The sequence below is a fragment of the Pseudomonas koreensis genome, from assembly GCF_036668835.1.
GTDB lineage: Bacteria > Pseudomonadota > Gammaproteobacteria > Pseudomonadales > Pseudomonadaceae > Aquipseudomonas > Aquipseudomonas koreensis_I.
Map to the genome: position 1 here is coordinate 224,949 of NZ_JAZEVW010000006.1, position 13,521 is coordinate 238,469.

General features: G+C 62.6%; 10 protein-coding genes. All 10 read left to right on the forward strand.

The annotated features are described in order from the left end of the window. Window positions 1-400: 400 nt before the first annotated feature. The 10 genes from V6F91_RS19080 to V6F91_RS19125 all read left to right on the forward strand — a co-directional run bounded on the left by V6F91_RS19080 (window position 401) and on the right by V6F91_RS19125 (window position 13,521). On the forward strand, window positions 401-754 hold the full coding sequence (locus V6F91_RS19080) for a hypothetical protein (RefSeq protein WP_332767244.1): 354 nt from the start codon (window positions 401-403) through the stop codon (window positions 752-754). 270 nt (window positions 755-1,024) lie between these two features. Next, window positions 1,025-1,984: an AAA family ATPase gene (locus V6F91_RS19085; protein WP_007913915.1), complete on the forward strand. Its 960-nt coding sequence runs from the start codon at window positions 1,025-1,027 to the stop codon at window positions 1,982-1,984. A gap of 5 nt (window positions 1,985-1,989) precedes the next feature. Continuing rightward, window positions 1,990-2,934: a DUF58 domain-containing protein gene (locus V6F91_RS19090; protein WP_090282951.1), complete on the forward strand. Its 945-nt coding sequence runs from the start codon at window positions 1,990-1,992 to the stop codon at window positions 2,932-2,934. Further along, entirely contained in the window at window positions 2,931-3,428 is a 498-nt protein-coding gene (locus V6F91_RS19095; RefSeq protein WP_208937727.1) for a DUF4381 domain-containing protein, read from the forward strand. Before V6F91_RS19090 ends, V6F91_RS19095 begins: the two co-directional genes overlap by 4 nt. Beyond that, window positions 3,421-4,500 carry a VWA domain-containing protein gene (locus V6F91_RS19100; protein WP_332767116.1) on the forward strand — a complete coding sequence of 360 codons (1,080 nt, stop codon included), beginning with the start codon at window positions 3,421-3,423 and terminating at the stop codon, window positions 4,498-4,500. Before V6F91_RS19095 ends, V6F91_RS19100 begins: the two co-directional genes overlap by 8 nt. Continuing rightward, window positions 4,497-6,236 carry a tetratricopeptide repeat protein gene (locus V6F91_RS19105; protein ID WP_332767118.1) on the forward strand — a complete coding sequence of 580 codons (1,740 nt, stop codon included), beginning with the start codon at window positions 4,497-4,499 and terminating at the stop codon, window positions 6,234-6,236. The genes V6F91_RS19100 and V6F91_RS19105 overlap by 4 nt, the downstream gene beginning before the upstream one ends. Continuing rightward, window positions 6,233-7,870 (forward strand): BatD family protein, encoded by a 1,638-nt coding sequence (locus V6F91_RS19110; RefSeq protein ID WP_332767120.1) that lies wholly within the window; start codon window positions 6,233-6,235, stop codon window positions 7,868-7,870. The genes V6F91_RS19105 and V6F91_RS19110 overlap by 4 nt, the downstream gene beginning before the upstream one ends. 175 nt (window positions 7,871-8,045) lie before the next feature. Continuing rightward, complete coding sequence (locus V6F91_RS19115; protein ID WP_332767122.1) at window positions 8,046-9,290, forward strand: exonuclease SbcCD subunit D C-terminal domain-containing protein; 1,245 nt, start codon at window positions 8,046-8,048, stop codon at window positions 9,288-9,290. Then, on the forward strand, window positions 9,287-12,928 hold the full coding sequence (locus V6F91_RS19120; protein WP_332767124.1) for an SbcC/MukB-like Walker B domain-containing protein: 3,642 nt from the start codon (window positions 9,287-9,289) through the stop codon (window positions 12,926-12,928). Before V6F91_RS19115 ends, V6F91_RS19120 begins: the two co-directional genes overlap by 4 nt. Next, complete coding sequence (locus tag V6F91_RS19125) at window positions 12,925-13,521, forward strand: glutathione S-transferase (RefSeq protein ID WP_332767126.1); 597 nt, start codon at window positions 12,925-12,927, stop codon at window positions 13,519-13,521. Before V6F91_RS19120 ends, V6F91_RS19125 begins: the two co-directional genes overlap by 4 nt.

Consider the following 13,521-nt stretch of genomic DNA (forward strand, 5'->3'; position numbering starts at 1 on the left):
CCAAGCCTTCACTATAGAATTTGACCCCGCACAATTTGATGAGATAACTCTTAAACGCTACCTTGTCATTCTTGTAGGGGGCGTTTTTCTTTTTATTGTTTATGCATGGAGCTTTTATGTAAATTCCAGCGATCTGGCAACAGCCGAGGGAAAATATGGGCGTATTTTTGGCATCAACATTGTTTCCTTCTCGGTTTATTACTCAGCGAATTCCATTTGTTTGTACTTCCTGGTCCCGTTCATGCTGCATCGCTGCTTTTTCTATATTCCCTGTCGCCTTATCAAAAAATGGTGGTGCACAAAACAAAAATCCCGCAACCATCGCAGCAAAATCTTCATCGGGCTGGCAAAATCAGCTTTTTGGCGCATCCGTCGCGCCCGGCTAACCAGGAATCCTCCCATGCAAATGACCACCGCCCTGCTCATCGTCAACCCGTGCGATGACGAAGAAGACAACATGGCCATGCTTTGCTGCCACAGCGACAAGGGCGAAATGTTCCTGATGAGCCGCTATCCGGATGAGGATGAGCTGGAGATCACGCTGGATGGCGAGCCTTCTACTCTCGACGGGGTCAAGGTCACCTTGAGTTCGAACCTGTTGAAGATCGAGATTGCGGCAGCAGATGCCGATGCGTTGAACGGGGATGATGTGCTGGAGATCAGTTTCAACCCGGATATGGTGGATATGGATGAGGTTGTCGAGACCCTGAAGAACATCCTTGATGGGACGGGTACCTTCATTAGCGAGATTTAATGGCGTCCGGACTGGCCCCATCGCGAGCAGGCTCGCTCCCACATTTGAACAGCGCGCACACCGTCAATGTGGGAGCGAGCCTGCTCGCGAAGAGGCCCTAAAGAACACCGCACCTCTCCCGTCAACAAAAAACCAACAAATCCCCCAATCATTTCCCGCACTTTGCGCAAAATGCCGTTAGTCGCCACCCCCCACGATGGATTAAAGTAACGCCCCCAGCCACGGCGTTAGCGAACGCCTGTGGCCACCCCTTTGCAGGAACCGTCACCGATGGAACATCGTGAAGCGCTGCTGGCGCTGCGAACCTTTCTTTCAACGCAGATTCTCGGCCAGGAAAAGCTCATCGAGCGTTTGCTCATCGCCCTGCTCGCCGACGGCCACATGCTGGTCGAGGGCGCGCCGGGGCTGGCCAAGACCAAAGCGATCAAAGAACTCGCCGAGGGCATCGAAGCCCAGTTCCATCGCATCCAGTTCACCCCTGATTTGCTTCCGGCCGACATCACCGGCACCGAGATCTATCGCCCGGAAACCGGCAGCTTCGTGTTCCAGCAAGGGCCGATCTTCCACAACCTGGTGCTGGCGGACGAAATCAACCGGGCCCCGGCCAAGGTGCAATCGGCCTTGCTCGAAGCGATGGCCGAGCGTCAGGTCAGCGTCGGGCGTAGTACCTACGAACTGTCGCCGCTGTTTCTGGTGATGGCCACGCAGAACCCGATCGAGCAGGAAGGCACCTATCCGTTGCCGGAAGCGCAGCTCGACCGCTTCCTCATGCACGTCAAGATTGGTTTCCCGGACGCCGCCGTCGAGCGGCGCATTCTGCAGCAGGCCCGGGGCGAAGCGCTGAACGGCGAAACCAAACCCGAGCGCCGCGTCAGTCAGCAGGCGATCTTCGCCGCGCGCAAGGAAATCCTCGGTCTGTACATGGCCGACGCCGTGGAGGAATACCTGGTGCAACTGGTCATGGCCACGCGCAACCCGGCCAAGTTCGACCCGGAGATGGCCGAGTGGATTGCCTACGGCGCCAGCCCGCGCGGTTCGATTGCGCTGGACCGCTGCGCCCGCGCCCATGCCTGGCTGGCCGGTCGTGACTTCGTCAGCCCGGAAGACATTCAGGCGGTGCTGTTCGACGTATTGCGCCATCGCATCATTCTGTCGTTTGAAGCCGAAGCCGCGGGCATCGATCAGGACCGCGTGGTGCAGCGGATTCTCGACGTCGTCGCCGTCGCTTGAGCCCCATGAACGCCGCCCTGCCCGCCGAGCCCGGTATCCGCATCAACCTCACCGAGTTGATCGAGATGCGTCACCGCGTGCGCGAGGTGCAGCTGTTTTCCACGCCGAGTCAGCGCAGCCCGCTGATCGGCCTGCATCACTCGAAATTTCGCGGGCGTGGCGTCGACTTCGATCAGGTGCGGGTCTATCAGGCCGGCGACGATGTGCGCACCATCGACTGGCGCGTGACGGCGCGCACCCAGGAGCCGCACACCAAGCTGTTCCACGAAGAACGCGAGCGGCCGATTTTCATCATGGTCGAGCAAAGCACACGGCTGTTTTTCGGCTCCGGGCTGATGTTCAAGTCCGTGCTGGCGGCACAAGTGGCCGCGCTGATTGGCTGGGCCGCACTGGGCCACAACGACCGCGTCGGCGGATTGGTGTTCGGCGATAACGAGCACTACGAAATCAAGCCGCGGCGCAGCAAGCAGAGCCTGCTGCAACTGCTCAACCGCCTGGTCAAGGTCAACCAGTCGCTGCACAGCGAGCGCGAGCCGGACCGCGACGCCTTGGGCGTGGCCCTGCGCCGTGCCCGCGAGGTACTGCGCCCGGGCAGTCTGGTGATCGTGATCTGCGATGAGCGTGCGTTGTCCGACAGTGCCGAGCAACAACTGAGCCTGCTGTCGCGGCATTGCGACCTGTTGCTGCTGCCGCTGTCCGACCCACTCGACCACGCCCTGCCCGCCGCCGGGCTTTTGCGCTTCGCCCAGAAAGGCGCGCAACTGGAACTCGACACGTTGAATTTCGATCTGCGCCAAACCTATCGCGCCCAGGCCGAAGCGCGCATTGCTCGCTGGGAATTGCTCGCGCAAAAACTGCGGGTGCTGTTGATGCCACTGAGCACGCAGAGCGAAATGGTCGAGCAGATGCGCGAATTCCTCAACCCGCAGCGGCCGGGGACCGGTCGATGAACGGCCTCGAGCAACTGCAACCGCTGATCTCTCCGCCGCCAATCGGCTTCTGGCCACCGGCGCCGGGCTGGTGGCTGTTACTGCTGCTGTTGCCGCTGCTCGGTTTCGCCGTGTGGAAGCTGCGCCGTTTCATTCCGGTCAGGAAACGCCCGGTGGTGCGCGCCGAACAGCCGCTCGACCCGGTGCGCATCGCCGCCCTCGCGGAACTCGCGCAAATGCCCAAGCCCTATGACGGCGCGCCCGCCGGCGCCTGGCTGCAGCAACTCAACGGCCTGCTCAAACGCCTGTGCCGCAACCATTATCCCTACAGCCAGAGCCACACGCTCAACGGGCGTAAATGGCTGGCGTTTCTCGACAATCGCTGCCCGGCGGCGGGCCTGACGCGCTGGATGGTGCTGGTCGAAGGCGCCTACAAGCCGGAGTGCAAACTCGACGACAAAGCCATCGCCGGCCTGACCCAGGCGGTCGAAACGTGGATTCGCAAACATGTTTGAGTTCGCCTGGCCGTGGATGTTCATGCTGTTGCCGCTGCCGTGGCTGATGCGTCTGGTGCTGCCGGTCGCCGACAGTGGCGAGCCGGCGCTCAAAGTCAGCTTTCTCGCTGACCTCGAAGGGCTTGCCCGCCGTCGCGCCCGGGCCAATTTGCCGGCGTGGCGTCAGCAGGCGCCGTTCATGCTGTTGTGGTTGCTGCTGCTGGTTGCCGCCGCGCGCCCGCAATGGCTCGGCGAACCGCTGCCGATTGCTGCCAGCGGTCGCGACTTGTTGGTGGCGGTGGACGTGTCCGGCTCGATGGACTTTCCCGATATGCAGTGGCGGGACGAAGAAGTCAGCCGTCTGTCGCTGGTCCAGCACTTGCTCGGCGACTTCCTCGAAAGCCGCGAGGGTGACCGGGTCGGCCTGATTCTGTTCGGCAGCCAGGCTTACCTGCAAGCACCGCTGACCTTTGACCGGCGCACCGTGCGCGTTTGGCTCGACGAAGCGCGGATCGGCATCGCCGGCAAGAACACCGCGATTGGCGATGCCATCGGCCTGGCGTTGAAACGCCTGCGTCTGCGCCCGGCACAAAGCCGCGTTTTGATTCTGGTGACCGACGGCGCCAACAACGGCGGCGAAATCGATCCGCTGACGGCCGCCCGACTCGCTGCCAGCGAAGGCGTGAAAATCTACCCGATCGGTATCGGCGCCAACCCTGAAGACAGCGGCTCCACCGGCCTGCTCGGCGTCAACCCGAGTCTGGACCTCGACGAGCCGGCGCTCAAAGCCATCGCCGAAGTCACCGGTGGGCAATACTTCCGCGCCCATGATGGCCTCGAGTTGCAAGCAATCAAGGACACCCTCGACCAGCTCGAGCCGGTGACCCAGCAACCGACTCAGGCGCGCCCGGCCCAGGCTTTGTATCACTGGCCGCTGGCCTTGGCGCTGTGGTTGAGCCTGTTACTGGTCGCCCGCGAACTGTGGCCGGACAACCCGCTGCAACGCCTGCTCAACAAGGAACTCAATCTGCAAAGTCCGTTGCCTGACTGGCGCGAGCGCCTCAAGCGCTTGCGCTTGCGGAGGCGTCGATGATCGCGCTCTGGCCGCACTGGTTCCGCCCGTGGTGGCTGCTGTTGTTGCCGCTGCTGGGCTGGATGATCTGGCAACTCTGGCACCGGCAGAAACGCGCCGGGCGCTGGCAGATGATTTTGCCACCAGCGTTTCATGCCACGCTGCTCAGTGGCGGCAATGGTCGCGACAGCAAACTGCCGTGGGTGGCCCTCGGCGTGGCGTGGTTGCTGACGATTCTGGCGCTGCTCGGGCCGAGCTGGGAGCGCGTCGAACAGACCAGCCAGAAACCCGCCGATCCGTTGGTGGTGGTGCTGGAACTGACCGCGGAAATGCTCGCCACCGACTCGCCACCGACGCGCCTGGAACAGGCCCGGCGCAAGCTCTTCGACTTGTTGCAGGCGCGCAGCGATGCGCAGACCGCCATCGTCGTCTACGCCGGCAGCGCCCACACGCTGGTGCCGCTGTCGGATGACCTGGCGACCAGTCGCAACCTGCTCGATGCGCTGAAACCGTCGCTGATGCCGCAAAGTGGCCATCGCGCCGATCTGGCTGTCAGCAAAGCCTTGGCGTTGCTGGAACAGGGTGCGCTCGGCCAAGGGCGAATCTTGCTGATCGGCTCGTCGCTCGATGAGCAAGAACGCGACGGCATTCGTCGTGCCTTGCGTGGGCAATCGGCGCAACTGTTGATGCTCGGCATCGGCACCGCCGAAGGTGCGCCGATCGCTCAGGAGGACGGCAGTTTCCTCAAGGACGAACAAGGCGCGATTCGCGTCCCGCAACTCGACGGTCCGGGCCTGGCGGCGTTCCTCGACAGCGTCGGTGGCGAATACCACGCCGCACGGCTGGACGAAGGCGACCTCGGCGCACTCGGCCTGCTCAGCGGTCCGCGCAGTCTGCGCGATGATGGCCAGACCGTGCGCCTCGACACCTGGGCCGATCAAGGCTATTGGCTGCTGCTGCCGCTGTTGTTGCTCGCCGCGTGTGCCGGGCGTCGCGGCTGGCTGTTCTGTCTGCCGTTACTGCTGTGCCTGCCACAACCGAGCTACGCTTTTGACTTTGAAGATTTGTGGCTGCGCCCGGATCAACAAGGCCTGCACTTGCTCAAACAAAAGCATCCGGCCGAAGCCGCGCAACATTTTGAAGATCACCAATGGCAAGGGGTAGCGTTGTACGAGGCGGGCGACTACAGTGGCGCCGCCCAGCGTTTTGCCGAAGGCAGCGATGCCCGCGCCCACTACAATCGTGGCAATGCCCTGGCGAAAAGCGGTGAGCTGGAAGCGGCGATCGATGCCTATGAACAGGCGTTGGAACTGCAAGCGGATCTGCGTCCGGCGCAAACCAACAAGGCGCTGGTGGAAAATCTGCTCAAGCAGAAAAACACCCCACCGCCGGTTGAACCTGAGAACAAGCCGAGCGAACAGCCAAGCCTGCCCGGCGACGAATCTCCGCCCGCCAGCGCACCGCCGCCAGCGGTCAGCAGCGAAAGCCCGAGTGAAGCGCAAACGGCCGAGTTGCCCAGCGAGCCGCCGCCGACCACGCCGCCGCAGCCCGGCCCCAACGAAGTGCCGGGCAGTAACGAGGCCGAGGAAACGGACACCGTGCCAACCCTGCGCCCGAGCGAGAACAATCTCGAAGGTGAGCAGCGTCAGGCGCTGGAACAATGGCTGGGCAAGATCCCGGACGATCCGGGGGAATTGCTGCGGCGCAAATTCTGGTACGAACAGCAACAACATCAGGATCAGGAAAACACTCGATGACCCGCTTCACCGCTCTCTTGCTGCCCCTGCTGCTCTGCACGGCCACCGCCCAGGCGACCGAGCTGACCGCCAGTGTGGATCGCAGTCGCCTGAACTCCGGCGAGACGGTCGAGCTCACCCTCGAAACGGATGACGTCACGCAGTTCGGCAAACCCGACCTGACTGCGCTGGAACCGCTGTTCGAGGTGCGCGGCACACGCCAGGTCAACCAGTTGAATACCCTCAACGGTGCCAACCGCGCGACCACACGCTGGATCATTACCCTGCTGCCGAAAGAAAACGGCAGCGTGGTGATTCCGCCGCTGCAACTGGGCGAGGCGCAGAGCCAGCCGATCACTGTGCAAGTCATCGAAAGCGACACCCGCGAGAGCCAGAACAGCCTCGACCCGGTGTTCATCGAAGCCAGCCTCGATCAGTCCAGCGTCTATGTGCAGGCGCAGGCGATTCTGACGCTGCGCATCTATCATTCTGTGTCGCTGTACGACGACAGCAGCCTGACTCCGCTGCACATCGCCGATGCACGCATCGAGCCACTGGGCGACACGCGCACCTACGAAAAAGACCTCAACGGTGTGCGCCATGGCGTGATCGAGATGCGCTATGCGATTTATCCGCAGCACAGTGGCTTGCTGACCATCGCCCCGCAGACGTTCAGCGCCACGCTGGTCGACACGCAGCCGTCTCAGGACGCAAGTGCTCAGGGGCCGAAGCCGGGCAAACTGATGCGCGTCAGCTCCGCGGAAATTCCGCTGACGGTAAAACCCAAACCGTTGACCTACCCGGTCGACGCGCCCTGGCTGCCCGCGCGCAGCCTGAGCCTGAGCGAAAGCTGGAATCCCGAGCCCGAACACACCCAGGTCGGCGACTCACTGACGCGCAGCCTGACCCTGAAAGTCGAAGGCCTGGCCAGCTCGCAACTCCCCGCGCTGCCCGCCACCGATGTCGCCGGCCTGCGTCGCTACCCCGACCAACCGGTGCTCAGCAACCAGAGCAGCGAACGCGGCCTCATCGGCAGCCGCGAAGAGCGCGAAGCGCTGGTGCCCAATCGCAGCGGCGCGATCGACCTGCCAACCGTCGACGTGGTCTGGTGGAACACTTTCGAAGACCACCTGGAACACAGCAGCCTGCCCGCGCGCACCCTGCAAATAGCGAACAACCCGAGCCTGCAAATCGACACCCCGGCCGGCACCCTGCAACCGAGCAGCGTGGATAACGATGTGCTGTGGTGGTGGAAACTCAGCACCCTGATCCTCGCCTGCACCACCCTCCTCGGCTTCGGCCTGTGGTGGCGCGCCCGCTGGCAACCGGCAATCCACCGCGCCGCCCAGACCGGCCCAAGCCCGCGCACCCTGATGGACGACATCAAACGCGCCAGCCAGGCCAATGACCCGCAAGCCACGCGTCAGGCACTGGATGCCTGGGCGCGGCAGCAGCCGGAAACGCTGGCGGACATGGCCGCACGGTTTGTGCCGCTGTCGGATGCGCTGGATGGGTTGAATGGTGCGCTGTACAGCGAAACGGGGCAGCATTGGCAGGGTGAGGATTTGTGGCGGGCAATCCGCACGATACCGCCGGCGGAGCGGGTGCAAGACCCAGTGGGTGATAGTGGGTTGCCGCCGCTTTATCCGAAGTGACTGCGCTCGCTGTATGTCGTGGCGATGTGATGAGCCTGGAAGTATCCGCCCCGGACAATGGCTGCAGCGCTGATCGGCGCGACAAGCCCTGCCCCAAGAATTATCTGTAAACTCTCCCTTCTTTTGCCGCCGTCATTTTCCAGCGGCCTTTACCTGATTTTTAGCGGAGTCCACCTTGCGTCTGTTCCACACTTCCGACTGGCACCTTGGGCAAAACCTGCACGGCCAGGAGCGCGATTTCGAGCATGCGTGCTTTCTCGAATGGCTGCTGCGCCAATTGCAACTGGCGCAGCCGGATGTGCTGCTGATTGCCGGGGACATCTTCGACACGGTCAACCCGCCGGTCAAAGCCCAGGAACGCCTCTACGATTTCATCGTCAGCGCCCACGAGCAGCAGCCCTTGCTGACCATCGTGATGATCGCCGGCAACCACGATTCCGGCTCGAGGATCGAACTGCCCGCACCATTGATGCGGCGTTTGCGCACCCATGCGCTGGGTCGGGTGTTGTGGCTGGATGACGGGCAACTGGACGCCGAACGGCTGCTGCTGCCGTTGCCGGATAAAACCGGTGATATTGCTGCATGGTGCCTGGCGCTGCCGTTCCTGCGCCCGGCGGAAGTGACGGGCGCGCATTTGGGCGACAACTATTTGCGCGGTATCGGTCAGGTGCATGAATGGCTGATCGAGGCGGCCAACGCCAAGCGCCAGCCGGGTCAGGCGCTGATCGCCATCAGCCACGCGCACATGGCCGGCGGTTCGGTGTCGGAGGACTCCGAGCGCAGCCTGATCATCGGCAACGCCGAGGCCCTGCCCGCCAGCCTGTTCGGCGCGAGCATCAGCTACGTCGCCCTCGGCCATTTGCACAAACCGCAGAAGGTCAACGGCGAGGAGCGCATTCGCTACAGCGGCTCGCCGATTCCATTGTCGTTTTCGGAAATTGGTTATCAGCACCAGATTCTTGATGTCATTCTCGACGGTGAAACGTTGGTCAGTGTCGAGCCGAAACTGATCCCGCGCTCGGTCAATCTGCAGCGCATCGGCCCGGCACCGCTGGCCGAGATTCTGCTGCAACTGGCGGATCTGCCGAATATCGATCTGCTCGCCGAAACCCAGCGCCAGCCGTGGCTGGAAGTGCGCGTGCGCCTCGACGAGCCGCAGCCGGATCTGCGCCATCAAGTGGAAACCGCGCTGCAAGGCAAAGCCGTGCGGCTGGTGCGCATCGCCGCTGAATACGCCGGTAACCGAGGCGCTGACGGCGCCGAGGATGGCAGCGCGCTGATCGAGCTCGACCAGCTCACCCCGCAGGAATTGTTCAGCCGCGCCTGGCTCGACAACTATGGCAGCGAGGTCGACGAACAGACCCTCAAGGACTTTGCCGAACTGCTGCAAGACGTACAGATGGAGGGCGAGCAGCCATGAAGATTCTCGCCATTCGTTTGAAGAACCTGGCCTCGCTGGCCGGTCCGTTCGAAATCGATTTCACCGCCGAACCGCTGGCCAGCGCTGGCTTGTTTGCGATCACCGGCCCGACCGGCGCCGGCAAAAGCACGCTGCTCGATGCCTTGTGCCTGGCGCTGTTCGGAGCGGTGCCGCGACTCAACAATACTGGCCGCGACGCTAAAGTCCCTGACGCCGACGGTGAAATCGCCACCGGCGACCCACGGACCCTGTTACGTCGTGGCACCGGTGAAGGCTATGCCGAAGTGGATTTTGTCGGTGTCGACGGTCGACGTTATCGCGCGCGCTGGGAAGCCAACCGTGCTCGCGAAAAGGCCGGCGGCAAGTTGCAGGCCAGTCGGCAGAGCCTGCGCGACATCGATCAGGATCAGTTGCTCGCCAGCCAGAAGGGCGAATACAAAACCCAGCTCGAAGCCGCGCTGGGCCTGAACTTCGAGCAGTTCACCCGCGCCGTGTTGCTGGCGCAGAGTGAGTTCAGCGCGTTCCTCAAAGCCGACGACAACGATCGCAGCGAGCTGCTGGAAAAACTCACCGACACCGCGCTGTACACGCGCCTGGGTCGCCGCGCCTTTGACAAGACCAAAGAGGCCCGCGAAGCGCACAAGCTGTTGCAGGATCAGGCCAGCGGCGTCACCCCGCTCGCCCCCGAAGCCCGTGCCGAACTGGACGAGCGTTGCAGCGCTGCGCAGCAGCAGATGAAGCAGCAACAGGCGCAGCTCAAACAACTTGAGCAGCAGCATGGCTGGCTCAAGGATTTGCGCCTGCTGCAGGACTCGCAGCAAGCCGCCACCGAGCAATTGCACAGCGCGCAGCAGCAATGGCAAGCGCTGGCGGGTGAGCGGGTCAAGCTGAGCCAACTGGAGCAACTGGCCCCGCAACGGCACCAGTTCGCCCGCAAGACCGAACTCGATGCACTGCTCACACCGTTAGCCGCGCAGATCGCCGCGCACACCCAACAACACGCCGAACTGAGCGAGCGCCAGACGCAACTGGAGCAAACGCTTGAGGCCGCGAAAGGCGCCCTGAGCCAGGCGCAACAACGGCAAAGCGAGAACGCGCCACTGTTGCGTCAGGCCTTCGAAGAACACAGCACCCTCGCCCGCCTGGTCAAGGAAGTCGCACAGAGCACAGAGGCCAAACTCGCGGCGCAGCAGGCCAGCAGCGACGGCCAGCATGCCATTCAGGCCTTGCAGGAAAATCAGGCCGAGGCCACCGAACGCTTGCAGCGCATCGCCAGCGAGCTGGAACAAAGCGCCCATCTGGCGCCGCTGAGCGACGCCTGGAATGCCTACCGCGATCGCCTGCAACAATTGATGCTGATCGGCAATCGCTTGAACAAGGGCCAGACGGAACTGGCGAGCCTCGAAGACAACGCCGCCCGCAGCGCTGATGCCCTGACCGCACAAAAACAGCAACTGGAAGTGCTGTTCAAGGAGGCCGGCGCCGAGCCCGATGCCGTCGCCGAACAGATCGGCCTCCTCGGTACGTTGCTACAGGACAACCGCAAACAGTTGCGCGCCTTCGAAGATCTGGCGCGTCTGTGGGCCAGCCAACAGGACCTCGACCAGCGCGCCAACGAACTGCAACAACGCCTCCTCAGCGCCCAGCAGCAACGCGAGCAACTGACTCAGGACGGGGTGAAAAGCAAAGCCGAGCTGACCATCGCCGAGCAAACTCTCAACGTCACCCGAGAGTTGCTCGAGCGCCAGCGTCTGGCGCGCAGTGCCAGTGTCGAAGAGTTGCGCGCGCAGTTGCAGGACGATCAGCCCTGCCCGGTCTGCGGCAGCAACGAGCATCCGTATCACCAGCCTGAAGCACTGCTGCAAAGCCTCGGTCGTCACGACGAAAGCGAGCAGGCCAACGCCCAGCGGGTGGTCGATCAGCTCAAGGAAAAACTGATCGAGTTGCGCGCCGAAGTCGGCGGAGTTATCGCGCAACAGAAAGAACTGCTGCAACAGCAGGAACAACTGGCAGCGCAGCAACAGGCCTTGGCGCCAAGCCTCGAAGCGCATCCGCTGGCAGCGCAACTGCTTAATCAGGACGTGGCCAAGCGCGACGCCTGGCTGACCCGGCAAAACGAGCAACTGAACCAGAGCATCAGCCAGGACGAACAGCGCCAGAGCGCTCTGGTCACTCTGCAACAGGACGCCGCGCGCCTGACTCAGCAACTGCGTCAGGCAGAAACCGCGCATCAGCAAGCCGCGCAGCAATTGAGCAACCAGCAGCGCGAACTGAGCAGCGACCGTCAGCGTCTCGACGAAGAACTCGCGGCGTTCGCCAGCCTGCTACCCGCTGACACGCTCGAAGCCTTGCGCCAGGAGCCGGCCGCGACCTTCATGCTGCTCGACCGACAGATCGCTGAGCGTCTGGCTCAGCTCGATCAGCACAAGGAAGAACAGACCGAACAGCTGCAGCGCCAGCAGACGCTGGAGAAGGAACAGGACCGTCAGCAGACGCGCGCCCAGCAATTGCACAGCGTCGAGGCGCAACTCAACGGCTTGACCGAACAGCAGCAGACTTGCCAGCAGAAACTCGCGCAACTGCTCGGCGAACACGGCAGCGCCGAGCAATGGCAGCAGCAGCTCGAACACGCAGTCGAGCAGGCGCGCAACAGCGAAGCCAGTACCGCGCAGGAGTTGCAGAACGTGCGCACGCAACTTGTGCAGATCGCCGCTGAACTCAAGGCGCAGCAGGAACGCCTGCACGCGCTGGAAACTGAAGATAAGGCCTTGCGCGGCAAGCTTGGCGACTGGCGTGGCCGTCATCCGGAACTGGATGACCAAGGTCTCGAAGCACTGTTGCAGATCGATGACACGCAACTCAACGAACTGCGCCAGCGTTTGCAGCACAACGAGAAAGCCATCGAACAGGCGCAGGTGCTGTTGCAGGAGCGCGACCAGCGTCTGCTCGATCATCAGGCACAACACAACGGCAACCTTGATGCCGAACAATTGGCCAGCGCCCTCGCCGACCTGCAAAACCAGTTCGCCGTCAGTGAGCAGCAATGCGCCGAACTGCGCGCCGAGCAGGTTGAAGACCAGCGCCGGCAGAACGCCAATCAGGCACTGGCGCAGCAGATCGCCGGCGCTTACGCCGAATATCAGCGCTGGGCGCGGCTCAGCGCGCTGATCGGCTCGGCCACCGGCGACACTTTCCGCAAGATCGCCCAGGCCTACAACCTTGATTTGCTGGTGCATCACGCCAACGTGCAGTTGCGCCAACTGGTCAAACGCTATCGCCTCAAACGCGGCGGCAGCATGCTCGGCCTGCTGGTGCTGGACACGGAAATGGGCGATGAATTGCGCTCGGTGCATTCGCTGTCCGGTGGCGAAACCTTCCTGGTATCGCTGGCGCTGGCATTGGGGCTCGCGTCGATGGCCTCAAGCACGTTGAAAATCGAATCGCTGTTTATCGACGAAGGCTTTGGCAGCCTCGATCCGGAATCCCTGCAACTGGCGATGGACGCCCTCGACGGCTTGCAGGCGCAGGGCCGCAAGGTCGCGGTGATCTCCCATGTGCAGGAAATGCATGAGCGCATCCCGGTGCAGATTCAGGTACAGCGCCAAGGCAATGGTTTGAGCACACTGGAGGTGAAATGAACACGTTGTATTCCTTCCGCCGCTGCCCGTATGCGATGCGTGCGCGGATGGCCTTGCACTACTCAGGCGTGCCGGTGGAAATCGTTGAGGTCAGCCTCAAGGACAAACCGGCCGAGATGCTCGCGCTGTCGCCCAAAGGCACGGTGCCGGTGCTCAATGCCAATGGCCGGGTGATCGATGAAAGCCTGGCGATCATGCGCTGGGCCTTGAAGCAGCATGATCCGGATAACTGGCGCCTGAAGAACGATCCCGGCGCGGAGCTCGTCACCAATACGCTGATCGAGATTAACGACACGCAGTTCAAGACTTCGCTTAATCACTACAAGTACGCCGAGCGTTACCCGGAAAAACCGATGGAGGTCTATCGCATGGAATGCGAAATGATCGCCCACTCGCTGGATCTGATGCTGGCGGATCAGGACTACTTGCTGGGTGATCAGCTCAGCCTCGCCGACGTCGCCCTGCTGCCGTTCATTCGCCAGTTCGCCCACGTCGATCGCGAGTGGTTCGCACAGACGCCGTATGTGGCGTTGCAGGAATGGTTGCAGCGGTTGCTTGAGTCCGAGCTGTTCACTTCGATCATGAAGAAGTAG

Coding starts and splice junctions, on each gene's coding strand:
- V6F91_RS19080 (WP_332767244.1), top strand. CDS start 401: ATGCAAATGACCACCGCCCTGCTCATCGTCAACCCGTGCGATGACGAA.
- V6F91_RS19085 (WP_007913915.1), top strand. CDS start 1,025: ATGGAACATCGTGAAGCGCTGCTGGCGCTGCGAACCTTTCTTTCAACG.
- V6F91_RS19090 (WP_090282951.1), top strand. CDS start 1,990: ATGAACGCCGCCCTGCCCGCCGAGCCCGGTATCCGCATCAACCTCACC.
- V6F91_RS19095 (WP_208937727.1), top strand. CDS start 2,931: ATGAACGGCCTCGAGCAACTGCAACCGCTGATCTCTCCGCCGCCAATC.
- V6F91_RS19100 (WP_332767116.1), top strand. CDS start 3,421: ATGTTTGAGTTCGCCTGGCCGTGGATGTTCATGCTGTTGCCGCTGCCG.
- V6F91_RS19105 (WP_332767118.1), top strand. CDS start 4,497: ATGATCGCGCTCTGGCCGCACTGGTTCCGCCCGTGGTGGCTGCTGTTG.
- V6F91_RS19110 (WP_332767120.1), top strand. CDS start 6,233: ATGACCCGCTTCACCGCTCTCTTGCTGCCCCTGCTGCTCTGCACGGCC.
- V6F91_RS19120 (WP_332767124.1), top strand. CDS start 9,287: ATGAAGATTCTCGCCATTCGTTTGAAGAACCTGGCCTCGCTGGCCGGT.
- V6F91_RS19125 (WP_332767126.1), top strand. CDS start 12,925: ATGAACACGTTGTATTCCTTCCGCCGCTGCCCGTATGCGATGCGTGCG.